Consider the following 25,980-nt stretch of genomic DNA (forward strand, 5'->3'; position numbering starts at 1 on the left):
CGCGAGTGCCCGCCCCCCCGGGGGCCCGCCCCGGGGGTGGGGGCGCACACTTCGGGGCCGCCACTCACCGGACGGGTGGGCAGGGGCCGGGTGGACGTCGGTGGGTACGGAACTAGGCGGCCCTCAGCAGGCCGGTCCCGTCGCCTCAGGGGCCAGCCTCATGTCCAGCGCGGCCCGCCGACGATCACGACCGAAGGGTGGAGATCAGAGCGGCCGGGTGCCCGGGCCGAAAGCCCGCAGGAACGTGGCCACCGCGCTGCGCGCCACCTTGCGCAGGTCGGCGTCGGGGACGTGCCGCGTGCCCAACCGGGAACGCCCCTCCGTGGGACCCACCAGGAGCGCCTTGAGCTGCTCGGCCGCCTCAACCGGGTCGTCCAGGCTCAACTGGCCCGCCAGCGCCAGGCGCGCCAGGCGGTCGGCCAACGTCTCCGTGACGGTGTCCACCGTCTGGCCCTGGAGCAGATCGAGCAGGTCCGGGGCCTGGGCGATCTCCGCGTACACCAGCCGCCGCATCGCCGAGGAACGGTCGTCGTTGAAGCACTGCAACAGCCGAAATCCGGTCGTTTCCAACGCGGTCCGCACATCGGGCGCCGGTGCGCGCAGGCCGTCCAGGGCGGCGAGATTCCGGGTGACCGTGCGCTCCGCCTCGGCCGCGATCACCGCGCGCAACAGCCCGAGCTTGTCCCCGAAGTGGTTGTAGACGGTGTGCTTGGCCGCGCCGGCGGCCGTCGCGATCACCTCGACGCTCGCCGGGCCGTAACCCTCGCGGGCGAACACGTCGAAGGCGGCCTCGAGGATCGCCTGCCGTTTGTCCAGCCGTCCCCGCGGCACCGGGCTCGCGGCCACCTGCTCCCCCTCACGACGCGCCACTCGCCCACCGTAGCGACCACTCAACCGCGCCGAACGGTCCCGGGGGCGGGCCGCCGTGGCGGTCGCCGTCGACGGCGACATGTCGGCCTGATCATCAGCCACAGCGCGCTCGTCGAGCCTGTCAGCGGCCGGCTGCGCGAAGCGACCAAGCGGCGGAGCGCGGGCAAGCCGCCTGATCGTCCTGCCGCGGTTCGCGGCGCCCTCGAGGGTTCCGAGGGCTACGCGGCAGGGGTAGGTCAGTCGCGGACGGCGTCGTGGTCGAGCCATCCAGGGAATCGCGCCGCCGAGCCTTGTCTGCCCGATTTGATCACGATCCGCTGGGGTCGGGCTGTGTTACCCTCCCATTTGAACACTGGTCAAATGGCGGGCGCGGGTCGTCTCACCGCGCAGCGCCAGGAGGGACTGGGCCTGACCGGCAAGATTGTGATCATCGCTGGAGCGAGCCGAGAACTTGCCGAAATCGAGAAGGTCGGCGGGTTCAGCAGCTAACCCCTGGATCAGGGGACGGTCAACGCCGCGAACGCGGATTGACCCTCATTCGTAGTGCGACGTTGATGCCGCACACCAGCCGGTTTCCGAATAACCCCACGTCGTTAATCCCAAGCCCATCCACGCAGCCCCTGCGCGCGGCTGATTCAGCCGTGCGCAAACACCATGACAAGAGGAGCTATGCGGAACAAAAGCGTTCCACTCGGCCGTTCGAGGCGAAAGCCGGCACCACGACATTCGCTGAGCATGCTCTTAGCCGTGCCGTTGACCCTGCTTCTCTTCGTCGCCGCGTGTGGGTCCGACGCCGGCGCCGGCGACACGCCTGCCAGCGGAAGCCCGAGCATCGGCGCGGACCCGCTGGGTCCGCTGGACCAGGCGACGGGCGAGCCGGTCAAGATCGGCGTCGTCTCGGACGGCAAGTCCGCCGCTGTCGACAACTCGGTCCAGTTCGCCGTGGCGGAGGCGACCGCCAGGTACTTCAACGAGCACAAGGGCGGCATCGGCGGCCGGCCCATCGAAATCGTCAGCTGTGAGACCCAGTCCGATCCCGCCAGGGGCGCCGACTGCGGCAACCAGATGATCGAGAAGGATGTCGTCGCCGTAGCCGTCGGCGAGTCCTCCGTCACGGAAAGCGTCTGGAAGCCACTGTCCGACGCCGGCATCCCAACGATGATCTTCGGTGCCGGCAACCCGGCCATCCTGGCCGACGACACGTCCTACATCCTGGGCGACCCCAGCTTCACGACCCTGCAACTGCCGATCAGCCTCGCCAAGGACAAGGGCGTCGACAAGGTCGCCTCCATCGTGATCGACGTGCCGAACGCGCTCGAGGTCGCGCAGCGGGTCGCACCAGGACGCTACAAAGACAACGGCCTCGAATACCAGCTCGTCACGGTCCCGCCGGGCACCGCCGACATGACCCCGCAGATGAAGACGGTGCTCGACGGCGGCGCCGGCCTCGTCTTCGTGGTCGGGAACGACGCCTTCTGCATCAGCGCCTTCGACGGCCTCAAGGCCGTCGGCTACGACGGCACCATCAGCGCGATCTCGCAGTGCCTCAGTGACGCGACCCGCGAGGCCGTCTCCGCCGAGGTGCTCGACGGGATGGTCATCGGGGCCAGCGTGCCAGTCGGCGGAGACGAGCCTTCCACCACGCTCTACAACACCGTGCTCGACACCTACGGTGACGACATCGACCAGGCCGCCCCCGCCGGCCGCGGCATGTTCGTCGTCCTCGGCGGCCTCGTGGCATCGCTCGACAACATCACCGGGGACATCACCCCGGCGACCGTCAACGCCACTATCAAGGCGATGCCGGAGATCGACCTACCCGGTGCCGCCGGCCTGAAGTTCCGCTGCAACGGCAAGGCGTACCCGAAGTCACCGGCGGTCTGTGTCCGGGGCGGCCTGACCGCGACCCTGGACAACAAGGGCAACCCCACCGCCTTCGACGTGACCGGCTCCAGCCCGATCCCGGACTGACCCGATCCCGGACTGACAGGACGCCGCCCCAACTGCGCGCCGACGGTCGACAGCCGGTTCGGCTGCTCCGGTAGATGTCACGATCGGAGCAGCCGAACCGGCACCGGCACATCACCTGTGGGCTCCTACCCACCGTCTCCCTGGCCCCGCCCGCTGCCGCCGGCCCGGGGTGAAGTACCGCTCACTCGTGCCGTGACGAGTGCGCGGTGTGCTGCTCGGTGAGGAGCTGCGCCCGGCGCCGCATGTCGCGCGGGGAGCGGCGGCGGTCGAGCCGGGTCTGCAGAAGCGACCGGGCGATCTCGGGCCGGTTGGCCTGGATGGCGCAGTAGATCGTGGTGTCCTCGACGATCTCGCGCTGCGCGGCGCTGCCCCCGAGCCGCTCGACGCCGGGCAGCGCGAGCAGCGCGTCGGTGGCCCGGTCGGGATCACCGTGCACGAGGTGCATCAGGGCGTCGGCCAGCGGCGCCACGGTGTCGGTGAACACCGCGCTGGTCCGGGCGGCCGCGGACCGGCGCAGTTGCGCGAGCCGGCGGCAGTCCCCCGCGGCGGCCAGCGCGACCGCCGAGTGCAGCCCGACGAAGGGCGTCGGCGGATCGACGAGCAACGCGGCGGGAACCGTCTCCAGCACCGGTCCGAGTTCCACCGACGTCCAGGCGCCGGCCGCGACGCCGCGCCACAGCAGCGACGCCGAGTCGATCAGCGCGCGGACGCCGGAGACGGCCGGCGGCGAGAGCTGGGCCGAGAAACGCGCCCGGGCCGCGTTGTCGTCACCGAGCGCGAGTTCGTGCAGGGCCGCGTGCCAGGCGAAGTGCGCCCGCTGCGACGAGTCAGACCCCGACGTCGAGATCCAGGCGTCCAACCAGGCCAGCCCGGCCTCGTGGTCACCGGTCTCGTAGTGGACGTGGGTCTTCGCGTGGACGGCGTGACCGGCGGTCGGTTCGACGGCCAGCGCCAGCGCGGCGAGTTCGGCCGCCTCGTCCCAGTTCTCCTGCTCCTGGCGGGTGAAGGCGAGCAGCCCCCGGTACCACCAGTCGTCGCGGTAGACGGCCGCCAGTCCTTCGACCAGGGCCCAGGCCTCGGCCGGGATCTCCGTCGCGCCGCTGAACGCGATCGTCGGCACGGCGATGCTGACGGCCAGGGCGTCTTCCGGGTACGCCTGGATGTAGCTCAGCAGGGCCGCGGCCGAACCGGCCCCCGGCTCGCGGATGCGGGCGGCGACGACCTCGATGAAGCGCCGCTCGCGCTCGTCGGCCCGGCCGGCGTGGCGTTGCGCGTCCCGCAGCGCCGTCTCCACGTCGACGTCGGCGCCCCACTCGGCACCGAGCAGCGCCAGCACCGCCTGCCCGAGGGCGAACTGGGGGTCGGCCGCGACCGCCTCGGCCACCAGCGTCTCGGCTCCGGACCGCACCCGCAGGATCCGTCCGAGCCCGGCGACGTAGCGATCGGCGGCCGCCGGGCTGGCGGTCAGCGGCAGGCCATAGGGGTCGCGCACCCGCTGGACGGTGCGTGGCCCGGGCAGGGCGGCCAGGACGGCGCGCGCGAGCGCGGCCGCCTGGCCGCGGATCTCGGGCATCGCCGTGCTCTCCCACAGCTCCCCCCGGCGGGGCGGCCCGATGGCCCAGATCGCGGGCCGGGGGCCGTCGGCCGGGACCAGCCGCCCGTTCTCGGTGGCGAAGCCCAGGTCCAGGCTGTCCGGGGTCGCGAGGCCCGAGGCGAGCAGGTTCATGACCAGGGGGTCATGGCTGGTCCGCACGCCGGCGCCCGCGCCGGTGCAGTTGATCACGGCCGCGGCGAGTACCCGGGAGCCGTCGCTCAGCGAGACCTCGACGCCGGCCGCGGTGTCCCGGGCGTCGACGACCCGCGCGGCGTGCGTGACCAGCGATCCCTCGGCGCGGCGCTGCTCCAGCCAGGCGTGGATGGCCGGGTCGACGCGGTGGCGGACCTGGTCCCAGCGCCGCATCGTCGTGGCGACGAAGGTGGAACGGGCGGCGGCGTCCAGGCGTGACCACAGCTCGGCCGTCACCGGGCGCATCGCGTCCACGGCCCGCCGCCAGTCGCCACCGGCCGCGCGGATGTGATCGAAGACAAGCCGGCGGGCCTGGGCGAGGCTGACCGGCCCGTCGGGCAGCCGTGGGGCGGCGAGCGGCGGCGCCGGGTCCAGCGCGTGGGGCAGCGGAAGCAGCCCGTGCCGCGAGGTCACGTGCAGGCGCACGCCGGCCCGGCTCCAGCGCTGGGCCATGTCGGCCATGGTCAGGCCCGAGCCGACGAGCAGCACCTCGCCGCCGGCCGGGACGCGAGGCTGGGCATCCGCCCGCCACGGATCACCGACGAACCGCGGCGACCGGGCGAGCGCCGGCGGAGCCCACGACGTCGTCGCGGCGCCGTGCCCGATCGCCAGGACGACGGCGTCGACCGGATGGCTGGTCCCGTCGTCGAGCGTCAGCCGCAGCCGGCTGCCGTGCCGGCGGACGCCCGTCGCGCGGGCCCGCACCTGCTCGCAGCGCACCCGCGTCGCGGCGCGCAGCGTCTCCTCCAGCGTGTGGCGGAGGTAGTCGGCATAGAACTGGCGGGGCGCGAAACCACTGAAAGGAAAGTCGACCGCGACGTGCCGGCGAAGCCAGCGCAGGAAGTGCTGCGGGTCATCGTCGAATGCGCTCATCTTCGCGGCCGGGACATTGAGCCGGTGCCGCGGATCCCGGGTCCGATAAGCCAGGCCCTCACCGAGGTCGTCCGGCTCGACGAGCAATATCGTGAACCTTCGGCCGGTAACCGCCGCGGTTCTTGCCAGCTGGGTGGCCGCGAGGCAACCGCTGGCCCCACCACCCACTACCGCGACGACCACCGGCGCGTTCATCGGGACCGTCGACAGGATGTGTGCGGACACCTGGGCATCGAAAGATCTCCTTCCCGTCCATTCCGATCAGTACCAGGCTAAGCCCAGGCAGGGGCAATCCGTGGCCCAGATCGACAAACCGACAACCCGTTGATGTGGCCGCGAGGCCCATCCGCGACCAGCGCCCGCCGACCAGGAACCCGGCCAGGCTCACCTAGCCCGGCGGGGTGTAGGCCGCGCGGTCGGCCTCGACCAACACCTCCAACGGGCGAGGTGTCACGCCGGTGAGCGAGTGGATCTCATCGGTCACCTGGGTGTGTCGTTCTGATCGGCATCGGCCTGCCTATCCTCGTCGAGGGCGGCGCATTCGGCCCATAGCTCCCCATCACGGAACGCGGCGGGTGGGCGGCGGCCCTGGCGCGCGGCAACCATGGGCCGCGCGACCGTAGGCCCGAGCCCTTCCCGGGCCAACCACTCCCGGGCCGACCACCGCGACGGCGCACCGCCGCGACCAGGGTCTCGGCGCCGCGGAGAACATGATCGAGTATCCGATCGAAGGAGAGCCTCGTTGAGCGGAACCACCCTCGTCAGCCTGGCGCTGGCGCTTGCCGCGGTGGCGGTCGCCTACGGCGCGGTGCTCTGCGCGCAACCGGCCGCGCGTAGGTTCCAAGGCTGGTCCACGCGCGGACGACTGCCACTCTGGCTGACGAGCCCGGCGTCGCGTGGCCTGCTCGTCCTCGCCGCGGGCATGGCGGCGGCGTTCACGCTGACCGCGATCTTTCTGCAGATCCTGGACGAGGTGCATGACGACGACGACCTCACTGCCGTCGACCGGCCAACCGTCGCGTGGATAGCCCACCGGCGCACCGACACGGTCGAGACCGTCGTCCTGCGCGTCACCGACATCGGCGGCCAGGCCCTCCTCGTCGCCGTTCTCGCCGTGGCGGCATCCGCCGTCGCGTTGCGGCTGCGGTCCTGGCGCCCGGTCGTACTCGCCGTCGTCGCCAGCACCGGCGGGACACTGCTCGTCTCCGGCATCAAGAATCTGATCGGCCGTGACCGGCCCGACCCGATGTACCAGGTCGTGGCCCAGACAGGACACTCGTTCCCGTCCGGGCACACGACCAGTGCGCTCGTCGTTCTCGGAACGGTGGCCTGGCTGGCATCGATGGCTACGGCCAACTGGACGCTGCGGGCCACCGCCTGGGTGACCGCCGGCGTCCTCGCCGTCGCGGTAGGCCTGTCACGCGTGTACCTCGGCGTCCACTACCCGAGCGACGTCCTGGCCGGCTGGGTACTCGGCGCCTGCTGGCTGGTGACCGTCGCGCTGGCCGCCCGACTGCCCACAACCGCGCTCCCCCTCCTCGCAAGCGGCCCATCCGTACGGAAGTGGGTTGCCGATACCGGGCTTCGCCCCCTGGCCACCTTCACCGTCACCGCGCTTGGCGGCCTGACGCTGATCTTCGGCGCGGTCAGCGTGGCGACCTTCACCTGACCGCGCCGGTACCCACGCCGGGGTCCAGCCGGAAGAACATCGCGTCGACGCCACGGAACGGCTCGCGCCTCGGGGCTGGCTCGGGCGGCAGGCGACGGGACTACTGGTTCAGCCGGTGGCCGCACCAGCGGTTGGGGTTCTCGGGAGTGGCGTTCGGGTTCGGGACGACGTCGTAACGGTCGCCGGTCGCGTTGATCTTCATGAAGGTGTAGCAGAGATTGACCTGGCCGAAGTCCCTGGTCAGGTCGACGGGTCCCGGCAGCAGGCCGCCGGCATCGTAGGTGCTGGCCCGCAGGGTGTCGATGAACGAGTCGCGGGTCGGGCAGGTACCGGCCTTGTCCAGCCCGTAGAGAAACAGGTCGGTGTCGATGTAGGCGACCAGGGCAAGCTGCTGGTCGGGCGGCAGGAGCTCGGGCGCGTAGTACTGCATCGCGCGCAGGTAGGCCTGGTGGGCCGGGCCGCCGAACTCGAACGGGACGTAACTGGTGGCCACGCTCAGGCCGCTGAGCGCGCTGCCGTACTGGGTGAGCAGGCCCTTGTCGTACCCGTTGGCCGCGAAAACGACCTTCACCGGGGCGCCGGCCGCCTTCACGCCTCGCACGATCTCGGCGAGGGCGGAGCCGTTGGTGGTGGTGATCACCACGTCGACATTCGCCTGGTCCAGCTTCTCGCCCAGCTGGACCGGGTCGGTGATGGTCGGGTTGAAGACGAAGCGGTTGGGCACCGTCGGGATGCCCACCGACGCGAGGCTGCTGGTGATCCTCGTCGCGACGTCGTGATCGACCGGGCTGACATCATTTTCGATCACCGCCGCCCGGGTGCCGCCCTGCGCCTCTATGTACTCGCCGTACGTCGAGACCGACGGTCCGTCGGTGAACTGGTACGCGTACGCGAACATGTTGCGGTATTGCGGGTCGGCCCAGAACTGTTCCGCCGGGACGCCGGCCACCGGGATGTTGTGTTCTCGCAGGTACTCGGCTCCGGTGGCCGCGCTGATCGACGCCTCGAGGATGCCGAACACGTTCTCGTTCTCGACCAGGTCGCGGACGGCTTCCAGGTTCTGGGTGGGCGAACTGCCGTCGTCCCGCCAGGAATAGACAAGTTTGCGGCCATGGATCCCGCCGGCCGCGTTTGCCTGCTCGATCCGCGCGATGAACCCGCTCCGGGCGGCGGCCAGCGCGGAGGCGCCCGCACCGGAGTCCGGGTAGACGAAACCAAGCCGGATCTCACCGGCGCTGTATCCGGGCGTGTCGCAGCCGTCGGCGCCGGGGTCACTGCTCGCCTGATCGGTCGATGCCGAACAGGCCGTGGCGAGCACCGCGACCAGAGCGACGAGTAACCGGGGCAGTCTCGGCGGCTCGAACCCGAGCCGGTTCCGTGGGAGGCCCGCGACGCTCCAGCGGGGGCGCGGCGCGCGGCGCTCCGGTGACCGCCGCGAGCCGGATAAGGACGCGTCGGCAGTCCGGGACTCTGTCTCACCGAGCATTTTCTTGCCTTCCATGTGAAACCGGTAAACCCTCCGGCGCTGAACCGGGCCGCGCGGACGCGGACGCCGACACCGGGGCCCAGATGTGCCGTGGCGGTGTCGGCGAGCCGGAACATGCCCCCCATCAGGTGGTGCGCCTCCGGTCTGCGCGATGCCCGCACCCTAGACATGCCGCGCGTCACATACTAGATCCGGGTTCTCTTTCTCTGGACTCGAGGAGCACTCCGGCCGCCGGAGGCAGCACCCCTTGCCGTGCCCAGTAGCTCGAAGGTGTAGAACATAGTTTCAGCATGGATGGGTTCGGCGCGCGTCCCCGGTCTGGAGGCAGTGGACGGCCGTGGTAGCACGGGTGGCGCGGGTGGCGAAATCGATGAGCCAGGTGGCGGCGCCGGTGACACAGGTGACGTCGGGTCCTCGGCGCGGCGGACCGGGCGGATTCGGATACCGCTGTCCGGCCGACAGCACGGCTCCGTTTCGTCCTCGCCGCCGGACAGCTGTGGGTGGCGATGGTGGCGAGCGGGGCCGAACAGGAGAGTTCAGCGGCGGTCCTGGTGACCGGCGGGCGGCCCGGTCAGGCTTTGGGCTCGCTCGCGGGGCTGGCCGGGGCCATGGGATGGGAGCAGGCACAGCAGACGTCGGCGAAGACGTCGATGAACTGTCGGTTGTCGCCCGTGCGCCAGACGACGGCCAGTTCGCTGGGCGGCAGTCCGCTGACTGGCCGGCACACGATGTCGTCGCGGTGGTAGATGTCGGCGTTGCCGGCGGAGAGCAGGGTGATCCCTAGTCCGGCGGCGACCGCTTCGAACGACTCCTCCGCGGTCTCGGCTTCTCCGGCGATGACGGCCGGGAACGGCCGGGCGGCTGTCCCGAGCCAGAAGTCCCGCTGGGCGCCGGCCGTTCGCGGCAGCGCGATGAAGGGTTCGTCGACGAGGTCGGCGAAGGGCACCATGGGCAGGCCGGCGAGGTCGTGGCCGCGCGCCACCGCTACCCATATCTCCTCGCGGGCCACGACCCGCCAGGAAAGCGCGCCAGTGTCCGGCATGGGCAGCCAGGCGATCGCGACGTCTACCTCGCCCTGGGCCAGGCCAACCGTGGGGTCGGCCCAGGAGACCTGGCGGAAGACCAGCTTCCAGCCGGGAAGCCGCTGGTGCATCCGCGCGGTGACGGCCGGGACGAGCCCGCGACCGATCCGCGTCTGAAAGCCCACCCGTACCATCGCGCCGGCCTGGGCCGACGCCTCCGAGACGGCGAGCAGCGCGGCTTCCCAGTCCTGGGCGAGCCGCCGGGCATGTGGCAGCAGTGCCTCTCCGGCCGGCGTCAGTCGCAGCGTTCGCCCCTTCCGCTCGAACAGGGTGGTCCGCAACGACCGCTCCAGCTGGCGGATCTGCTTGCTCAGCGCGGGCTGGGAGATGAACAGCCGCTGACTTGCCGCCCGGGTGAAGCTCTGCTCCTCCGCGACCGCCACGAAATAACGGAGATCCCGCACGTGCACGTCCATAACCATTGGTTATAGCAACAGGTCTTGGACCGGCACGAAGAAGCTGGGCACGGTGGTCTGGCGGCACCGGATCGCCCCAGCGCTCAGTCCCGAGGAAGGCGCCATGCAGGCACTCGTCTACGACCCGGACCAGCCGGCCGGCCTACGTCTGGCGGAGGTGGCCGAACCCGTTCCCGGTCCTGGCCAGGCGCTGGTCGAGGTTCGGGCATTCTCGTTGAACTTCGGCGAGCTGGCCTACCGGGCAGGGCGGGCCAGCCCTGGCGAGGTTCACGGGTGGGACGCCGCCGGGATCGTCGTCTCGGCGGCCGAGGACGGCTCCGGCCCGGCGGCTGGCACGCCGGTCGTGACCTTCGGCTGGGACGGTGCCTGGGCGCGCCGCCGCGCCGTGTCCACCGCGGAGCTGGCGGTGCTGCCGGTCGGGCTCGATCCGGGCGCCGCGGCGGCGCTGCCCGTCGCCGGGGTGACCGCGCTGCGGGCGGTCCGTCGACTCGGGTCGGTCCTGGGCCGCCGGGTCCTGATCACCGGAGCTTCCGGTGGGGTGGGGCGGTTCGCCGTGCAGCTGGCCGCCCGAGCCGGCGCAGAGGTCGTCGCGTCGGTCGGGAGCCCGGCGCGCGGCGAGGGCCTCGGCCAGCTCGGTGCCGCCGAGATCGTCATCGGCCCGGAACAGGTGACCGGACCGGTCCACGGGGTTCTGGACAACGTCGGCGGACAGCAGCTCGCCGAGGCGTTTGCGTTGCTGGAAGCGGGCGGGGTCCTGCTGTCCATCGGTAAGGCGTCCGGCCAGCCGACCATCATCGACTTCGAGCGGGAACGCCACCGGTCCGGCGAGCGGCGGATCGAGCCGTTCGTCATGGACCCTGGACTGGCCGAAGACCTCGCCTACCTCGTCCGGTTGCTCGACCGAGGCGAGCTGGATCCCCAGATCGGTTGGCGCGGCCCCTGGCAGCGAACACCCGAGGCCGCCGAGGCGCTGCTGTCCCGCCGCGTCACGGGCAAGGCCGTGCTCGACATCCCGCACTGACGAACAGCGTCAGCACCCCGACAAACACCCATATCCATGGGTCGTCGCGCCAGGTTCGCGGTGCCGTCAGACCACCCGCCGATGCGGGCGGCGCGGCGGGTGACCACGCCCTCGGCCCGGCTCAGCGACCTGGCGACCCGGCAAAGTCCTCAAGGAGCGTGCGTGTGGAACTCGGTGTCAGTGGCCTGAACGCGAAGGCGACGGTTGGCCCGGAGGCAACCGTCCGTCTGGCCCGGCTGGCCGAGGAGCTGGGATACCGCTCCTGGTGGGCCGGTGAGCATGTCGTCCTTCCCAGCCCCCGGGTGCCATCGTCGCCGATGGAGGCGACGGACCCGATCCTCGATCCCCTGCTGCATCTCGCCTACGTGGCCGCCGTCACCCGGCGGCTCGAGCTGGGCACCGGGATCGTCATTCTTCCCCAGCGCAACCCGCTGGTTCTCGCCAAGCAGGTGGCGAGCCTGGACGTGCTCAGCGGAGGGCGGGTGCTGCTCGGTGTCGGCGCCGGCTACCTGGAACCGGAGATGACCGCCATCGGGGTGCCGATGGCCGGCCGAGGCCGCCGCACGGACGAGTACCTGGACGCGATGACCTCGCTCTGGCTGGATTCCCAGCCCGCCTACGACGGGCAGTACGTCGCGTTCGCGAACATCGACGCCCACCCACGGCCCGTGCGGCCGGGAGGCCCCCGCATCGTGATCGGTGGCCACAGCCAGGCCGCCTACCGCCGCGCGGTCGCTCGCGGGCACGGCTGGTTCGGCAACGGCACGGCCGCCGACCTCGTCACGCACCTGTCCGGGCTCGCCGCGGCGGCGACCGAGGTCGAGCGGCCGGCCCGGCTCGGCCGCCTGGAAACCATCTACATGCAGCTCGACCCGGTCGAGGTCACCGCCGCCGCGGCGCGCCGATACGCCGAACTCGGCGTCGACCGCCTCCTTGTGTACCCGTTGCCCATCGAATCGGAAGGTGACGTCGCCGCCTTCCTGGAACGGCACGCCTCCCTCCCCCACTGACCGGCGCGGCGCCACACGGCCCTTTGCCGCGAGCGACGCGGGAGGTGTCCGGCTACCGACGTTTTCCCCTTCATGCGTATCCGGGCTTGACCTTGACCCTGCGTCAGGGTTCCAGCATGGCGGCATGACCGCTACCAACCCCGCGATCGAGGTTGCCGGGCTCACCAAGTCCTACGGCGACCACGCCGTATTGGACGGCGTCGACCTGACCGTCCCGGAGGGCACCGTCTACGCGCTCCTCGGGCCCAACGGCGCCGGCAAGACGACCATCGTCAACATTCTCTCCACCCTGCTGGCCCCCGGTGACGGCGAGATCCGCGTCGCCGGCTTCGACGTGCGCCGCGAGCCCGCCGGGGTGCGCGCCGCGATCGGTGTCACCGGGCAGTTCTCCGCGATCGACGAGCTGCTCACCGGCCGCGAGAACCTGCGGCTGATGGCCGACCTGGCGCACCTGGACCGAGCGGCCGCGACCACCGCCGTCACCGTGATGCTGGAACGCTTCGACCTCACCGACGCGGCCGACCGGCGGGCGCAGACCTACTCGGGCGGCATGAAGCGGCGGCTGGATCTGGCGATGACGCTCATCGCCCGGCCTCGGCTGATCTTCCTCGACGAGCCGACGTCCGGTCTCGACCCGCGCAGCCGTCGCGACCTGTGGGCGATCGTGCGCGAGCAGGTCGCCGACGGCGTGACCGTGCTGCTGACGACGCAGTACCTCGAGGAGGCCGACCAGCTGGCCGACCGGATCGGGGTTCTCGACAAGGGCCGCCTGGTCGCCGAGGGCACGGCCGCCGAGCTGAAGCGGCGGGTGCCCGGCGGGCACGTGTCGGTGCAGTTCACCGACGCCGCGGGGCTGGCCGCCGCGGCGGCGGCGCATCCCGAAGCCACCGCCGACGCCGAGGCGCTCACCCTGCAGGTCCCGGCCGACGGCAGCCTCGCCGGGCTGCGCCGCGTGCTCGACGGCCTCGACGACGACGGCGTCGCCGGGCTGACGGTCGAGTCCGCCGATCTCGACGACGTGTTCCTCGCGCTCACCGGCCACGCGGCCGAGGCGCCCACCGCGCAGGAGATCCCCGCATGAGCACCACCTACACCGTCCGCGACTCGGCGACGATGCTGCGGCGCAATCTGCTGCACATACGCCGCTACCCCTCACTGTCGATCATGCTGGTCGCGCAGCCGATCCTGTTCCTGCTGCTGTTCGTGTACGTGTTCGGCGGGACCCTGGGTGCCGGCCTGCCGGGACAGGAGGGCGGCGGAGACCGCGGCGACTACCTCGTGTTCATCACGCCGGGCATCCTGTTCATGACCGTCGCCAGCGTCGCGCTCGGCACCGCGATCTCGACCGCGAGCGACATGACCACCGGGATCATCGCCCGGTTCCGCACGATGAACATCGCCCGGGCGTCGGTGCTCACCGGCCACGTGCTGGGCGCCGTCCTCAAGACCGGAGGCGCCGTGGTGATCGTGGCGGCGTTCGCGTTCCTGCTCGGGTTCCGCTCCGACGCCGGCCCGCTCGGCTGGCTCGGCGCGATCGCGCTGCTGATCCTCGTCGCGTTCTCGCTCACCTGGCTGACCGTCGGCATGGGCCTGGCGGCGGACAGCGTCGAGACGGCCAGCAACACGCCGCTGTTCCTGGTGATCCTCCCGTTCATCAGCAGCAGCTTCGTGCCGACCGACGCGATGCCCACGGGGCTGCGCCAGTTCGCGGAGCACCAGCCGTTCACCCCGATGATCGACACGCTGCGCGCACTCGTCACCGGCGCCTCGACGGACTCCGACCTGTGGCTCGCGATCGGCTGGTGCGTCCTGATCGCGCTGCTCGGCTACCTCTGGTCGCGTCGGCTGTTCCTGCGGGTGCCCGCGAAATAGTGTGCCCGGGAACGGCCGCCGGGTATGCAAAGAAAGATCATCCTTACACACCCTTTGGCCGACTAGGAGACTGGCGCGGTGCTCACGATCAGCCAGCTGGCGTCGTACGCCGGCGTCACCGTGCGCGCGGTGCGGCATTACCACGCCAAGGGCCTCCTGCCGGAGCCGGAGCGCGACCACTCCGGCTACCGGCGCTACGACGCCCGCGCCGTCGTCGAGCTCATCAAGATCCGTACGCTCGCCGACGCCGGCGTGCCGCTCGCCCGCGTCCACGAGCTGTTGGCCGCGAGCGAAGAGGAGTTCACCGCCGCCGTCGCCGACATCGACCGGCGCCTGCGCGCGGAGATCAGGGAGCGGCAACGGCACCGCGAGCGGATCGCGCAGCTGGCGGCCGGAGACAGCCTGGCCCTGCCGCCCGAGGCGGTGGCCTACCTCGACCGGCTGCGCGGGATCGGACTGCCGGAACCGATGATCGAGGGCGAGCGGGATTCCTGGATCCTGGTGGCCGCCCAGCTCCCGGAGCACATGCCGCTCTACATGAAGGTGAAGCAGCAGCAACTCGACGACCCGGCGACGGTCGAGCTCTACCGCGATCTGGCCGCCGCGATCGACTGGGCGGCGGACGACCCGCGCGTGGCGGCCGTCAGCGACCGGCTCGTGGCCCTCATCGAGGCCGACGCCGCGGAATGGGAGAACCACGACGAGGCGATGCCCGACGAGCTCGCGCGGCTCCTCGACTCCGTCTTCCTCGACTCGATGCCGATCGCCCGCCGGCTCCTGGAACTGCTCGAGGAACGCGGCTGGCGCGGCTGGACCAAGCTCGAGCGGATCAGTCCGACACAGCCATAGGTCAGTCCGACACAGCCGTGGGGAAGATGTCACGGCCAGTGGATCGCGCCGCCGTCGATCACCGTAGGCTTTGCCCCGTGGATGGGGAACACGACGGTATGTCCGGGTCGCGCCGGCCCGCGCCCACCCCGGCCTCCGCCCTCCGGGACGGTGCCGGCCGGCTGGGCAGCGCCCTACGCAAGCCGGTGTCGTTGGTGCACCCTCGGCGTCGCACCTCCAGCTTGCAGGGCCCGCCCCTGGGTACGCGCGACTCGGTCGTGGCGTGCGGGGTGTATCGCCGGGGCGAGCGTGACCCGCACCCGCGCGGGTTCGACGCGGCGCTGCGCTCCGCGCGCGCCGGCAGGGACGGTTTCGTCTGGCTCGGCCTGTACGAGCCGTCCGAGGATGACCTGGCCGCGGTCGCGGCCACCTTCGGGCTGCACCCGCTCGCGGTGGAGGACGCCACCCAGCGCCACGAGCGCCCCAAGCTGGAACGCTACGACGACACCCTGTTCGCCGTGCTGAAGACCATCCGCTACGTCGATCATCAGAAGGTCTCCGCCACCTCCGAGATCGTCGAGACCGGGCAGATCATGCTCTTCGTCGGCCGCGACTTCGTGATCACCATCCGCCACGGGGCGCACGGCGAACTGCAGACCCTGCGCGCCCGGCTGGAAGCACGTCCTCACCTGCTCGCCCGCGGGCCCGCCATCGTGCTGCACGCCGTCGCCGACCACATCGTCGACGACTACCTGAAGGTCGCCGATCTCATTCAGCGGGACATCGACGCTCTCGAGAACGCCGTGTTCGACCACCGGACCCGCTTCCCCGACGCCGGGGCCGTCTACCAGCTCAAACGGGAAGTGGTCGAGTTCAAGCACGCCGTGCTGCCGCTGGCCACCCCGTTGCGTACGCTCGCCGACCCGGACGGCGACGTCGGCCCGATCCCGCCCGAGGTACGCAGCTACTTCCGCGACGTCGAGGACCACGTACACCGCGTCACCGAACGCGTCGCCGGATTCGACGACCTGCTCGGCTCGCTCCTGCAGGCCACCCTCGCCCAGGTCTCCGTCGCGCAGAACCAGGACATGCGCAAGATCAGCGCCTGGGTCGCGATCGCCGCCGTCCCCACCGCCACCGCCGGCATCTACGGCATGAACTTCGACCACATGCCCGAACTGCGCCAGGAGTGGGGCTACCCCGCCGTCCTGACGTTCATGGTCACGGCCTGCGTCGTGCTGTACCACGCCTTCAAACGCAACGGCTGGCTATAGGCCCGTCGTCCGAACTCCGCCGCTCACGGCCTGTGACAGGCGCTGAGGCCAGGATCGGGCAGCCGCGCCAGGCAGGGCAGACGGCAGGTGTCTGGCTCGTTGGCCGAGAGGGCCATACGCACTCAGCGCAGCAGGCTGGCGAGAAGCTCGTAGGAGTGCGTCCGGTGGTCGAGCCCCGGGATCGGGCTGATGACGAGGAGCTCCTCGGCACGCGACGACTCGACGAGCTCAGTAAATCGTGGCTCGACGGTGGCGGGGCTGCCCACATACGTCGGAGCGAGCTTCTCGGCGACGAAGGCTTCCTGAGCAGCGGTCAGGCCGATGCTGGCCGCCTCGTCCGCCGTGGGCAGCAGGGTGTGCGGATCCGCCGTCCGCATGATCAGCTGGCCGAGCACGAAGGCGCGGGCGAGCCGGAGGGCCTCCTCGTCGGTGTCGGCGAGCACGGCGCCCACCGCGACGCCGGCCACCGGTGCCGGCCGGTCCGGCGTCGGGTGGAAGGCCTTGCGGTACAGCGCCAGCGTGGGGGCGGCGAGGCCAGGGCGGAACAGCTCCGCGTAGATGTAGGGCAGGCCCGCGCGGCCCGCGAACTCGGCGCTGGACTCGCTGTTGCCGACGATGACGATTTCCGGTGACGCGGCGGCCCGAGGACTCGCGGGCAGCGGCGACGTCCCGTCGAGGTAGGCGGCGAGCTCGGCGAACTGCTCGGCGTACGACTGGCGCCTGCCCTGCCCCAGCCGCCGCGAGGCCTCCTCCGGGCCGCCCTGGCCGCGGCCGATGCCGAGGTCGGTGCGCCCCGGGTGCAGGGCGGCGAGCGTGCCGAACTGCTCGGCGATGGTCAGCGGCGAGTGGTACGGGAGGAGCACGACGCCCGCGCCGACGCGAATCGTCGAGGTCGCGCCGAGAATGTGGCTCGCCAGGACCGCGGGGCTCGAGCTCGCCAGTGCAGGGGTCGCGTGGTGCTCAGCGACCCAGTAGCGGTGGTAGCCGAGCCGCTCGACCTGTCTGGCGAGCTCGACGCTCTCCCGCAGGGCGTCACCCGGCGTCGCTCCCCGCCAGACCGGCGCGGGGTCATGAACGCCCAGCCTCATGCCTTCTCCCTCCATGGTTGATCAATCGAGGACCCTACCCGATAAGTCAAGGGTGCCTACGTTTACCGGAGGTATGATCCGGAGCATGGCCCAGGCCCAGGCGCAGGCGGTCGCGGCGCCGAGCGCGTTCGTCGCGAGCCCGCCCAAGCGCGCCGACGCCCGGCGCAACTACGAGGCGATCCTGGTCGCCGCCCACGCGGCGTTCTCGCGGGACGGGACGCACGCCTCGCTGGAGGACATCGCGCGGACCGCCGGCGTCTCGATCGCCACGCTGTACCGGCACTTCCCCAGCCGCGGGATCCTCGTCGACGCCCTCATCCGGGAAAGCCTCGGTCGGCTGACCGCCCGGGCGGCGGAGCTGTCGGGAGCGGCCAGACCCATCCAGGCGCTGCGCGAATGGGTGGAGGACGCGGTGGCGCACGCCAGCCTCTTTCGAGGTCTGACCACCCTGCTCCACGCCGCGTACTACGCGGAGGGATCGCCCGGTTACGAGTCCTGCCAGGCCATGCACGCCGCCGCGCTCCGCCTGCTGAAGCGCGCGCAGGCCGCCGGGCAGGTCAAGCCATCGGTGACCGCCGAGGAGCTGTGGGCGATCATCCTGTCGTCGGCCTGGATCCGCGAGACGTCACCGATGGAGCACGACCAGAGCCGGATCGTCCTGCGGTTCGCCCTCGACGGGATCACGTCGTCCCCGCAGATGTGAGAGAAGTTCTCGCCAGACCGCTGACTTCGAGGCTAAGCCGTCCCTGAAGCCGTTCCGATGTGAACCATGGCGAGAAGCGTAGGCACCCTACGTTTCTCGCGGTCGCGTCGACGTCTTCAGGAGGAGCCGATGGCTCTGCGCACGAACGGTGTCTTTCCCGGGCTCCGGCGGCCCAGGGTGCTGGCCCTCGGCCTCGTCGTCTGCGCGACGCTGACGCTCAGTGCCTGTTCGGACGCCGACCCGGGGCCGCAGGCCGCAACCGGTCAGGCGGTCCCGGGCGGCTCGGTCACCTGGGCCTTCGAGGTCGAGCCCGACACCATCAACCCGCAGCTGAACGGCCAGACCAGGGTGCGGCCGCTGTTCCTCAACGCCTACGAGTCGCTGCTGACCCGGGACGCGCGGGGCGGGTACGTGCCGCTGCTCGCGACGGACTACTCGGTCTCGGACGACGGCCTCGTGTACACCTTCACGCTGCGCGATGACGTCACGTTCAGCAACGGCGAGGCGCTCGACGCCGCCGCGGTGAAGGCCAACTTCGCCAAGCTGAACGACCCGGACTACGACAGCCAGGCCGCCGGGCAGGGGCCGCTGGCCAAGCTCGCCTCGGTCGACGTGGCCGGCCCCCACCAGGTGACCTTCACGCTGACGGAGCCCTACAGCCCGTTCCTCGCCTATGTGTCGTCGGTGTTCCTCGTCGCGCCGAGCGCGTACGACAGCCCGGACATCACCGCCGGCGGGCCGGGCGTCGCCGGGACCGGGCCGTTCGTGATCGACTCCTTCACCGAGGGGCAGGAGGTCAGGCTGGTCCGCCGCGACGACTACGACTGGGCGCCCAGCATCGCCGCCCACACGGGTCCCGCCTACCTCGACTCGGTGACCTACCGGTTCCTCCCCGAGGCGTCGGTCCGGCTGGGCGCGCTGACCTCCCGGCAGGTCGACGTGATCGACGGCCTCGGCGGCAACGACGTGGAGGTCGTCAAGGGGGACGACCGGCTGGAGTACCAGTCGTCGAGCACGACGGGCTCCCCGTGGTCGCTCTACCTGAACGCCTCGGCCGGGCCGACCCAGGACATCAGGGTCCGTGAGGCGCTCGTGGCCGCCGCCGACGTCGACACGATCCTGAAGTCGGTCTACCGCGGCAACCGGGAGCGGGCCTGGTCGAACGTCAACTCCGCCGAGGTGGCGCTGTACGACCCGGCCCTGGAGGGCACCTACGGCAACGACCCGGCGCTGGCGAACCGGCTGCTGGACGAGGCCGGCTGGGCGGCCCGCGACTCCGACGGCTATCGCGTCAACGCCGCGGGCGCACGCCTGACCATCAGCATCTACACCACACCGGCCTTCACCGCCGACAGCCACGAGGTCGTCCTGCAGGCGCTGCAGGCGCAGCTGCGGCAGAGCGCCGGCTTCCACCTCGACATCCAGTCCGTCGACCAGGGCACCTGGATCGACCACTTCGTGGCCGTCGACTACGGCGCGTCCGACAACTCGATCAGCGGCGAGGGGGCGACCGCCCTCGAGTGGCACTGGCTGGCCAAGGAGGCGGGCGGGGCGGTCAACCTCAGCAACTTCTCCGACGCCAAGACCGAGGAGTGGCTGGCACAGGCGGCGAGCAGCACCGACCCGGCCGAGCAGGCCGAGGCCTACCGGGCGCTGCAGCGGTACGTCATCCTCGAACAGTTCCTCGTGCTGCCGCTGATCGAGGGCCAGAGCCAGATCGCCGCGGGCCGCTGGGTGCACGGCGTCGCCGCCAGGCCGTACTTCGGCGAGCCGTCGAACCTGTACGACGTGTGGCGCGACCGCGCATGATCCGCGGCCTGGCGGCGGAGGCGATCCTGGGCCCGGTCGTCTCCGTGTCGCGCCGGCTCGGGTCGCTCGTCCTCGTGCTGTGGGGCACGGTCACCCTGACGTTCTTCGCCGTCCACGCCGCGCCCGGCGACATCGTGCGCCTGCTCATCGGGCAGGGCCACGACACCCCCGAGGTGCGCGCGGTGATCGCGGCCGAGTGGGGCCTGGACCGGCCGCTCCTGGTCCAGTACGCCGGCTACCTCGGGCGGCTGCTGCACGGCGACCTCGGCACGTCGTACGTGCTGAAGCGGCCGGTCACCGAGGTCATCGGCGCGCAGCTCGCGAGCACGGTCGAACTGGCGGTGACGGCGACCGCCCTCGCGGCCCTGCTGACGATCCTGATCACCACGCTCACCGCGGGAAGACGGCTCCTGACCCGGCTGGCCGGCGCGGGCGAGCTGCTGCTCGCGTCGACGCCCGAGTTCTGGGTGGGCATCCTGCTCCTGTTCGTCTTCAGCTTCACGCTGCCGTGGTTTCCGGTCGCCGGCGCGGGCGACCTGTCCGCGCTGGTGCTGCCCAGCCTGACGCTGGCGCTGGGTGCCGTGGGCGGTCTGGCCCCGGTGCTGCGAGACGGGCTCGAGCGCGCACTGGAACAGCCGTTCGCCCTGACCGTGCGATCCCGCGGGGTGAGCGACCTTGGGCTGCGGGTGCGCCACGGACTGCGGCACGCGAGCATCCCCACCCTGAACCTGGCCGGCTTCGCCGTCGGGAACCTGCTCGGCGGCGCGGTGATCGTGGAGCAGGTCTTCGGCAGACCGGGCATCGGCCAGGTGGCGCTCCGGGCGATCAGCTCGAAGGACATTCCGACGATCCTCGGCGTCGCGCTGCTCGCCGCGTTCGTGTTCGTGGTCGTCAGCACCGTCGTGGACCTGCTGTCGCTGGTCATCGACCCCCGGCTCGTGGGAGCCGCGTCGTGACCGCCGTGGCTCCCGACGATCGGCCGAACGGCGTCGGTCAGCGCCGCGTCGGTCAGCTACGCGTCGGTCAGCTACGCGTCGATCCGGTCCTGATCGCGACCGCCGCCGGGTTGGCGCTCACGCTCCTGATCGTCGTGTGGCCGGGCGCGACCGGCGTCGCCGACCCGCTCGCGGCCGACCCGTCGCGGGCGCTCGAGCCACCGAGCGCCGCCCACCTTCTCGGCACCGACCAGCTCGGGCGCGACGTGCTGGCGCGCGTGATCCACGGCGCGCGCTACTCCGTCCTCATCGCGCTGGCCGCCACGGCCGTCGGCATCGTCGCCGGTGTGCCGCTCGGTCTGCTCGCCGGCCTCGCGTCGTCGTGGCTCGACGAGATCCTGACCCGGTTCCTCGACATCCTCTCGGCCTTCCCGGGGCTGCTCCTCGCCATGGTGCTCATCGCCTTCACCGGCCCAGGCAGCGGCAACCTGGTGCTCGCGCTCGGAGTCTCCTCCGTGCCCCGGTTCGCCCGGGTCGTGCGTGCGCAGACCAAGGTCGTGCGTGGCCAGGGATGGGTCGAGCACGGCGTGACCCTGGGCCTGCCCCGCCGCGTGGTGGTGGCGCGCCACGTGCTTCCCCACGCCATCGCCGCCGTGCCCGTGCTCGCCACCGTCGGCCTGGGCGGCGCGACGCTCGGCGCCGCCGCGCTCAGCTTCATCGGGCTGGGCCTCGCGCCCCCGAGCCCGGAGTGGGGAGCGATGCTCTCCGAGGGCCGCAACTACCTGCGGGTCGCCTGGTGGATCTCCGTGTTCCCCGGGCTGGCGCTGACCAGCCTCGTTCTGGCGATCTTCACGCTGGGCAGGCGCGCGCAGCGCCGGCTGGAAAGCCGAGAGCCGCTGTGAGCGCCCGGCCGGCCGCGCCGGCCAGGCAGCCGCGAGAGCGCCCCGGTCCGCCGCTTGTCGTGGAGGACCTGCGGATCCGGTTCAGCGACGGCCGGACGACGACCGAGATCGTGCGGGGCGTCAGCCTGACGCTGGTTCCCGGGCGTTGCGTGGCGCTCGTCGGCGAGTCGGGCTCCGGCAAGTCCGTGACCGCGCGAGCGATCGTGGGGCTGCTCCCCCGCTCCGGCGCGTACGCCGCGCGTCGGCTGACCCTCGGCGACACCGATCTCACCGCCCTCGGCGAACGTGGGTGGCGCCGAGTCCGCGGCCGACGCGTCGGTTTCGTGCACCAGGACGCTCTGCTCTCCCTGGACCCGCTCCGGACGGCCGGGCAGGAGATCGCCGAGGTTCTGCGCACCCATCGCGCCGCGGTCGCGGCCGCGGGCTCGGCCGTGGGCGCGGGCTCGACGAGGCAGCGGACGCTCCAACTCCTGCGCGACGTCGGCATCGGGGACGCCGAACGCCGGATAGGCCAGCGGGCGCACCAGCTGTCCGGGGGCCAGCGCCAGCGGGTCCTGATCGCCTCCGCGATCGCGGCCGCTCCTGACCTGCTCATCGCGGACGAGCCGACCACGGCGCTCGACGTCACGGTCCAGGCCCAGGTGCTCGAGCTGCTTGGGGCGCGGAAGCGACGCGGCGACGCTCTCCTGCTGATCAGCCACGATCTCGCCGTGGTCGGCCAGCTCGCCGACGAGATCCTGGTGATGCGCGCCGGGGAGGTCGTCGAACGAGGAGCCGCCGCGGAGGTGCTCACGCGGCCGGCGCACGAGTACACCCGCCAGCTGCTCCAGGCGGTGCCGACCGCCGCGACGCGGGGGCACTCGCTCGTCACCGGCGCCCCGTTGCCGGCCAGGCCTCCGGGCGACGAGGTGGTCCTGGAGGCGCACGGTCTCACCAAGCGCTTCCGCCTCCCGCGCGCTCGGCGAGCCGGCGGCGCCTCCCGGGAGCTCGTCGCGCTCGACCGGGTCGATCTGACCCTTCGTCGCGGGGAGACCCTGGGCGTCGTCGGCGAGTCAGGATCGGGGAAGACCACCCTGGCGCGCGTCGTGCTGGGCCTGGTCCAGCCCGACGACGGCGAGGTCCGCCTGCTCGGCCGGCCCTGGAGCGCGCTCGGAGAGCGCTCGCGGCGGCCGTCGCGCCAGCACCTGCGGTTCGTGTCGCAGGATCCGCTGGGCTCGTTCGACCCGCGCTACCCGGTGCGGAAGGTGATCGGCGAAGGCCTGGACAGCGTCGGCATTCACGGAACTGCCCGCGAACGGCGCCTTCGGGAGCTGCTCGACCAGGTCCACCTTCCCGCGTCCTACCTCGATCGGCATCCGCGCACCCTCTCGGGCGGCCAACGCCAGCGAGTCGCCATCGCGCGGGCGCTCGCGCCGACCCCGGCCGTGGTCGTCGCGGACGAGGCCGTGTCCGCGCTCGACGTCTCCGTGCAGGCGCAGATCCTCGACCTGTTCGCCGAGATACAGCGGGAGCACGGCACCAGCCTGTTGTTCATCTCCCACGACCTCGGCGTCGTGCGGCACCTCGCGCACCGCGTGCTCGTCCTGAAGGACGGCGCCGTGGTGGAGACCGGTCCCACCGGCCCGGTGCTGACGCGACCGCGGCACGCGTACACCCAACAGCTGGTCGCCGCCGTACCGCGGTTACCCGGCTCCGCCGAGCTGAGGGGGCGGGCGCGGCCATGGGACGAGGACGTGCCGGAGTCCGCTGACATGACCACGCGGTGAGCGCACCTCGACGCCCCTTCGAGGTGCGCGGCGCCGGCCGCACCGGCATGGAAGACCATCGTTCCCTGAGGTGTCCTTTGGCGGCGCCCCTCCCGCCGGAACCGGCGCGCGCGGCCGGCGGCAAACTCCCTCGCGCAGCATCGGGGAATCGGCGAAAATGCACCCTCATGGGAGTGACTGCCGGACAGCCGCCCTGGACAGTGACCCTCATCTGCGGCGCCTCCGGGGTAGGCAAGTCGACCGTGGCCGTCGCGTTGGCCATCCGGTACGCCACACCGCTGGCGGAGGCGGACGACATTGTCACCGCGCTCACGGCCATGACGACGAGCCAACAGCAGCCGGCACTGCACTACTGGAACACCCACCCGGAAACGCTGTCATGGCAGCCAGAAAAGACCAGCGACCTGCATTTCGCGGTCGCCGAAACGATGCGCCCGGCTTTCGAGGCGGTGATCGCCGATCACGTCGAGGCGGGCGCGCCGGTGGTATTCGAGGGCGACTACCTACTCCCGGAACTCGCCGTGCCGTTCGGCGACGCGGTACGCGCTGTCGTCCTGGAAGACAGAGATGAGCAGCGCATCGCCGCCAACTACCGGACACGGGAGCCAGACAGCGGCGACCAGCACGAGCGCGCCCGGGTCAGCGTCCTGGTCGGCACCCAACTCGTACGACGTGCGTCCCGCCTCGGTATACCCGTGGTAGCCGCCCACCCGTGGACCGACACGCTCGACCGGGTGGACGGCGCGCTGCGCCACCCTCGCCTGAACACGTCGGGACGCGTTGGGACACGGCTGAGCCCGTACGGCTCAGACGGCCATCATTCTCGATAAGCGGTCCCCGAATCCAAGAATGCCGAGTACTCGCGGCGCCGAAACCTGCGTAGCCAGAACGCCCAGCACCCACTCAAAGCCAGGGCTACCGACAACCGCCGGTTACCCAGAGTCATCCATCGCTAGGCGGAATGGCCATCGGGCCGAGGAGCGGTCGCCGCGACCAGCCCCCTCCCCCCTCGGCGATCGCGCCGTCACTTTCGCCGATGGCTGGGCTGTCCGCCATGCGCGCCACTATCCTCATGGTCGGTCCTCGGCGTGGCCTATCCCCTTCCGCGTCAATGGAAAACAGGAACCTCGCCGAGCTGTTGTGTGTGGCGGTTCACGTCGGAGTCGTCGAGACCAACACCTCCGCGGCGTCGTGTGATCGTCCATCGCGTGTGCTGGTTGTCGTGCCGTGTTCAGGCCTCGCGGTGCGGCGTTGTCATTCGAGTTCGTCGTCGCGGAGGGAGGCGGCGACGACCGTGTCGGCGTGGCGGAATGCCCAGCGGCCGAGCGCGTAGATCGGTTCGAGCAGGTCGACGCCCGGCTCGGTCAGTTCGTACTCGACTCGCGGCGGGGCCTCGGCGTACCGGTGGCGGCGGATCAGCCCGACCCGTTCGAGCCGGCGCAGCGTGTCGGTAAGCACCTTGTGGCTGATCTCGCCGATCTCGGCCCGCAACAGGCTCGGACGCTTCGGGCCGTCGCGCAGGGCGTAGACGACGACCGCGGTCCAGCGGCTGGTGAACAGGTCTACGGCCACCCGCGCCGGGCAGTCCGCGGCGAAGTCCCCGTACGGCGGGAACTCGGCGGGCGGGAGGTGAACGTGTTCGACGGCGGCCGACTCGGAGCGCACGTCGTCCAGTCTCGCCGACCGATAGGCACCCATAGGTGCGTATCGGCTTCTCTAGCGTCGTCCTGGCGACCGTGATCCCACGTTTCGTCGGAACAGCAGAGATGACGGCCCCGAGGGAGATGCTGTGCGAATTGCCACGATCGGCGCCGGCGCGATGGCTGAGGCGCTCGGTGCCGGCTGGGCCGAGGCCGGGCACGAGGTTCTTGTCACGGCCCGCTCACCACAGCGCGCCGCCGCGCTCGCCGCGCGCCTGGGCGGACGGGCGGCGGCCGCGAGCCTGCGTGACGCGGCGGCCTTCGGTGAGGTGATCCTGCTCGCGGTACCCGGCGAAGCGGCGACAGATGCGCTGACTGCCGCCGGAGCGGCCGACGGCGCGTTCGACCACCGCCTTCTGATCGACTGTACGAACGCTTTCGCCGCCGAGGCGTTCACCGCGGCGCCGAACTCGTTCACCCTCGCCATCGACACCGTCGCCGCCCGGGTCGCGAAGGTCGCGGTCGGCGCGCGCGTGGTCAAGGCCTTCAGCATGCTTGCCGCCGAGATCTGGCGCGGCGGTGAGCGCTCCTACGACGCGAGACCGCTGACGGTGCCGTTGTGCGGCGACGATCCGGACGCGCTCGCGACGGTCGCGACGTTGGTAAGAGACCTGGGAGGTCATCCGGTCGACGCGGGTGGCCTCGACCGGGCCCAGTACGTCGAGGCGATGACAGCTTTCGTCATGGGATTGTGGTTCGCCGGCCACGACGCCCGCGCCACGCTACCGCCGCTCGAGTCAGCCTTCGCGCACCCCGACTGAGGGAGCTCCGTCACCCGCGAACAGCCTGGGCCGAGCGGGCGGCGGACCAACTGCCCTCCTGGCCCATACCAGACCCGCCGCCGGCCGGAACCGCAGAGCACACGCTCATATCTCGCCTCAGCCGCGCGGACATGCCAGTGCTCCTGCCCACTGGTTCG

Annotated in this window: 21 protein-coding genes; 15 read left to right on the forward strand and 6 right to left on the reverse strand. The window is 71.5% G+C overall.

What is annotated here, in order from left to right; translation table 11 throughout:
- Nucleotides 1-204 precede the first annotated feature (204 nt).
- Nucleotides 205-870, reverse strand: a complete 666-nt coding sequence (locus tag I6A81_RS22320) for a TetR/AcrR family transcriptional regulator (protein ID WP_307874826.1) — start codon at nt 868-870, stop codon at nt 205-207.
- 735 nt (nt 871-1,605) lie between these two features.
- Here I6A81_RS22320 and I6A81_RS22325 point away from each other — a divergent pair.
- Complete coding sequence (locus I6A81_RS22325; protein WP_307874827.1) at nt 1,606-2,841, forward strand: ABC transporter substrate-binding protein; 1,236 nt, start codon at nt 1,606-1,608, stop codon at nt 2,839-2,841.
- 181 nt (nt 2,842-3,022) lie between these two features.
- Here the strand turns inward: I6A81_RS22325 and I6A81_RS22330 are convergent, their stop codons facing one another.
- Nucleotides 3,023-5,725, reverse strand: coding sequence for an FAD/NAD(P)-binding protein (locus tag I6A81_RS22330; RefSeq protein WP_307874829.1), 2,703 nt, complete (start codon nt 5,723-5,725; stop codon nt 3,023-3,025).
- Between the two features lie 517 nt (nt 5,726-6,242).
- On the opposite strand from I6A81_RS22330, the gene I6A81_RS22335 reads away from it, so the two are divergent.
- Nucleotides 6,243-7,169 carry a phosphatase PAP2 family protein gene (locus tag I6A81_RS22335; protein ID WP_203002871.1) on the forward strand — a complete coding sequence of 309 codons (927 nt, stop codon included), beginning with the start codon at nt 6,243-6,245 and terminating at the stop codon, nt 7,167-7,169.
- 100 nt (nt 7,170-7,269) lie between these two features.
- Here the strand turns inward: I6A81_RS22335 and I6A81_RS22340 are convergent, their stop codons facing one another.
- Both I6A81_RS22340 and I6A81_RS22345 read right to left on the reverse strand, forming a co-directional pair.
- A complete protein-coding gene (locus I6A81_RS22340; RefSeq protein WP_203002870.1) occupies nt 7,270-8,655 on the reverse strand; it encodes an ABC transporter substrate-binding protein in 1,386 nt (461 codons plus the stop codon).
- Nucleotides 8,656-9,226: 571 nt separating this feature from the next.
- The gene (locus I6A81_RS22345) at nt 9,227-10,153 is read right to left on the reverse strand and encodes a LysR family transcriptional regulator (RefSeq protein WP_238429028.1); all 927 of its coding nucleotides are present in this window, start codon (nt 10,151-10,153) and stop codon (nt 9,227-9,229) included.
- Nucleotides 10,154-10,256: 103 nt separating this feature from the next.
- Here I6A81_RS22345 and I6A81_RS22350 point away from each other — a divergent pair, with 103 nt between their 5' ends.
- From I6A81_RS22350 to I6A81_RS22375, 6 genes are all read left to right on the forward strand, one after another.
- Nucleotides 10,257-11,174: a zinc-binding dehydrogenase gene (locus I6A81_RS22350; RefSeq protein ID WP_203002868.1), complete on the forward strand. Its 918-nt coding sequence runs from the start codon at nt 10,257-10,259 to the stop codon at nt 11,172-11,174.
- A gap of 164 nt (nt 11,175-11,338) precedes the next feature.
- A complete protein-coding gene (locus tag I6A81_RS22355; protein ID WP_203002867.1) occupies nt 11,339-12,184 on the forward strand; it encodes an LLM class F420-dependent oxidoreductase in 846 nt (281 codons plus the stop codon).
- 124 nt (nt 12,185-12,308) lie between these two features.
- Nucleotides 12,309-13,265 (forward strand): ABC transporter ATP-binding protein, encoded by a 957-nt coding sequence (locus I6A81_RS22360; protein ID WP_203002866.1) that lies wholly within the window; start codon nt 12,309-12,311, stop codon nt 13,263-13,265.
- Nucleotides 13,262-14,056, forward strand: coding sequence for an ABC transporter permease (locus I6A81_RS22365; RefSeq protein WP_203002865.1), 795 nt, complete (start codon nt 13,262-13,264; stop codon nt 14,054-14,056). The genes I6A81_RS22360 and I6A81_RS22365 overlap by 4 nt, the downstream gene beginning before the upstream one ends.
- A 78-nt stretch (nt 14,057-14,134) precedes the next feature.
- Entirely contained in the window at nt 14,135-14,905 is a 771-nt protein-coding gene (locus tag I6A81_RS22370; protein WP_203002864.1) for a MerR family transcriptional regulator, read from the forward strand.
- 98 nt (nt 14,906-15,003) lie between these two features.
- Entirely contained in the window at nt 15,004-16,158 is a 1,155-nt protein-coding gene (locus I6A81_RS22375; RefSeq protein WP_238429035.1) for a magnesium and cobalt transport protein CorA, read from the forward strand.
- Between the two features lie 122 nt (nt 16,159-16,280).
- Here the strand turns inward: I6A81_RS22375 and I6A81_RS22380 are convergent, their stop codons facing one another.
- Nucleotides 16,281-17,246 (reverse strand): MsnO8 family LLM class oxidoreductase, encoded by a 966-nt coding sequence (locus I6A81_RS22380; RefSeq protein ID WP_203002863.1) that lies wholly within the window; start codon nt 17,244-17,246, stop codon nt 16,281-16,283.
- A gap of 85 nt (nt 17,247-17,331) precedes the next feature.
- Here I6A81_RS22380 and I6A81_RS22385 point away from each other — a divergent pair, with 85 nt between their 5' ends.
- The 6 genes from I6A81_RS22385 (at nt 17,332) to I6A81_RS22410 (ending at nt 24,191) form a co-directional block, all read left to right on the forward strand.
- The gene (locus I6A81_RS22385; protein ID WP_203002862.1) at nt 17,332-17,949 is read left to right on the forward strand and encodes a TetR/AcrR family transcriptional regulator; all 618 of its coding nucleotides are present in this window, start codon (nt 17,332-17,334) and stop codon (nt 17,947-17,949) included.
- Nucleotides 17,950-18,078: 129 nt separating this feature from the next.
- Nucleotides 18,079-19,758, forward strand: a complete 1,680-nt coding sequence (locus I6A81_RS22390; protein ID WP_203002861.1) for an ABC transporter substrate-binding protein — start codon at nt 18,079-18,081, stop codon at nt 19,756-19,758.
- Nucleotides 19,755-20,714 carry an ABC transporter permease gene (locus I6A81_RS22395; RefSeq protein WP_203002860.1) on the forward strand — a complete coding sequence of 320 codons (960 nt, stop codon included), beginning with the start codon at nt 19,755-19,757 and terminating at the stop codon, nt 20,712-20,714. Before I6A81_RS22390 ends, I6A81_RS22395 begins: the two co-directional genes overlap by 4 nt.
- Nucleotides 20,711-21,595 (forward strand): ABC transporter permease, encoded by an 885-nt coding sequence (locus tag I6A81_RS22400; RefSeq protein WP_307874830.1) that lies wholly within the window; start codon nt 20,711-20,713, stop codon nt 21,593-21,595. Before I6A81_RS22395 ends, I6A81_RS22400 begins: the two co-directional genes overlap by 4 nt.
- Before the next feature lie 59 nt (nt 21,596-21,654).
- Nucleotides 21,655-23,361 (forward strand): ABC transporter ATP-binding protein, encoded by a 1,707-nt coding sequence (locus I6A81_RS22405; protein ID WP_307874831.1) that lies wholly within the window; start codon nt 21,655-21,657, stop codon nt 23,359-23,361.
- Between the two features lie 200 nt (nt 23,362-23,561).
- Nucleotides 23,562-24,191 (forward strand): hypothetical protein, encoded by a 630-nt coding sequence (locus I6A81_RS22410; RefSeq protein ID WP_203002858.1) that lies wholly within the window; start codon nt 23,562-23,564, stop codon nt 24,189-24,191.
- Nucleotides 24,192-24,615: 424 nt separating this feature from the next.
- Here the strand turns inward: I6A81_RS22410 and I6A81_RS22415 are convergent, their stop codons facing one another.
- Complete coding sequence (locus tag I6A81_RS22415; RefSeq protein ID WP_203002857.1) at nt 24,616-25,026, reverse strand: winged helix-turn-helix transcriptional regulator; 411 nt, start codon at nt 25,024-25,026, stop codon at nt 24,616-24,618.
- A gap of 124 nt (nt 25,027-25,150) precedes the next feature.
- On the opposite strand from I6A81_RS22415, the gene I6A81_RS22420 reads away from it, so the two are divergent.
- Nucleotides 25,151-25,822, forward strand: coding sequence for an NADPH-dependent F420 reductase (locus I6A81_RS22420; protein ID WP_203002856.1), 672 nt, complete (start codon nt 25,151-25,153; stop codon nt 25,820-25,822).
- Nucleotides 25,823-25,980: the final 158 nt, after the last annotated feature.

Origin of the sequence: Frankia nepalensis (assembly GCF_016786325.1) — a bacterium.
Lineage (GTDB): Bacteria > Actinomycetota > Actinomycetes > Frankiales > Frankiaceae > Pseudofrankia > Pseudofrankia nepalensis.

Excerpts from the sequence above, each read along its gene's own strand:
- I6A81_RS22395 (WP_203002860.1), top strand. The coding sequence starts at position 19,755 with ATGATCCGCGGCCTGGCGGCGGAGGCGATCCTGGGCCCGGTCGTCTCC.
- I6A81_RS22350 (WP_203002868.1), top strand. The coding sequence starts at position 10,257 with ATGCAGGCACTCGTCTACGACCCGGACCAGCCGGCCGGCCTACGTCTG.
- I6A81_RS22360 (WP_203002866.1), top strand. The coding sequence starts at position 12,309 with ATGACCGCTACCAACCCCGCGATCGAGGTTGCCGGGCTCACCAAGTCC.
- I6A81_RS22375 (WP_238429035.1), top strand. The coding sequence starts at position 15,004 with ATGTCCGGGTCGCGCCGGCCCGCGCCCACCCCGGCCTCCGCCCTCCGG.
- I6A81_RS22345 (WP_238429028.1), bottom strand. The coding sequence starts at position 10,153 with ATGGACGTGCACGTGCGGGATCTCCGTTATTTCGTGGCGGTCGCGGAG.
- I6A81_RS22325 (WP_307874827.1), top strand. The coding sequence starts at position 1,606 with ATGCTCTTAGCCGTGCCGTTGACCCTGCTTCTCTTCGTCGCCGCGTGT.
- I6A81_RS22390 (WP_203002861.1), top strand. The coding sequence starts at position 18,079 with ATGGCTCTGCGCACGAACGGTGTCTTTCCCGGGCTCCGGCGGCCCAGG.
- I6A81_RS22365 (WP_203002865.1), top strand. The coding sequence starts at position 13,262 with ATGAGCACCACCTACACCGTCCGCGACTCGGCGACGATGCTGCGGCGC.
- I6A81_RS22385 (WP_203002862.1), top strand. The coding sequence starts at position 17,332 with ATGGCCCAGGCCCAGGCGCAGGCGGTCGCGGCGCCGAGCGCGTTCGTC.
- I6A81_RS22380 (WP_203002863.1), bottom strand. The coding sequence starts at position 17,246 with ATGAGGCTGGGCGTTCATGACCCCGCGCCGGTCTGGCGGGGAGCGACG.
- I6A81_RS22340 (WP_203002870.1), bottom strand. The coding sequence starts at position 8,655 with ATGCTCGGTGAGACAGAGTCCCGGACTGCCGACGCGTCCTTATCCGGC.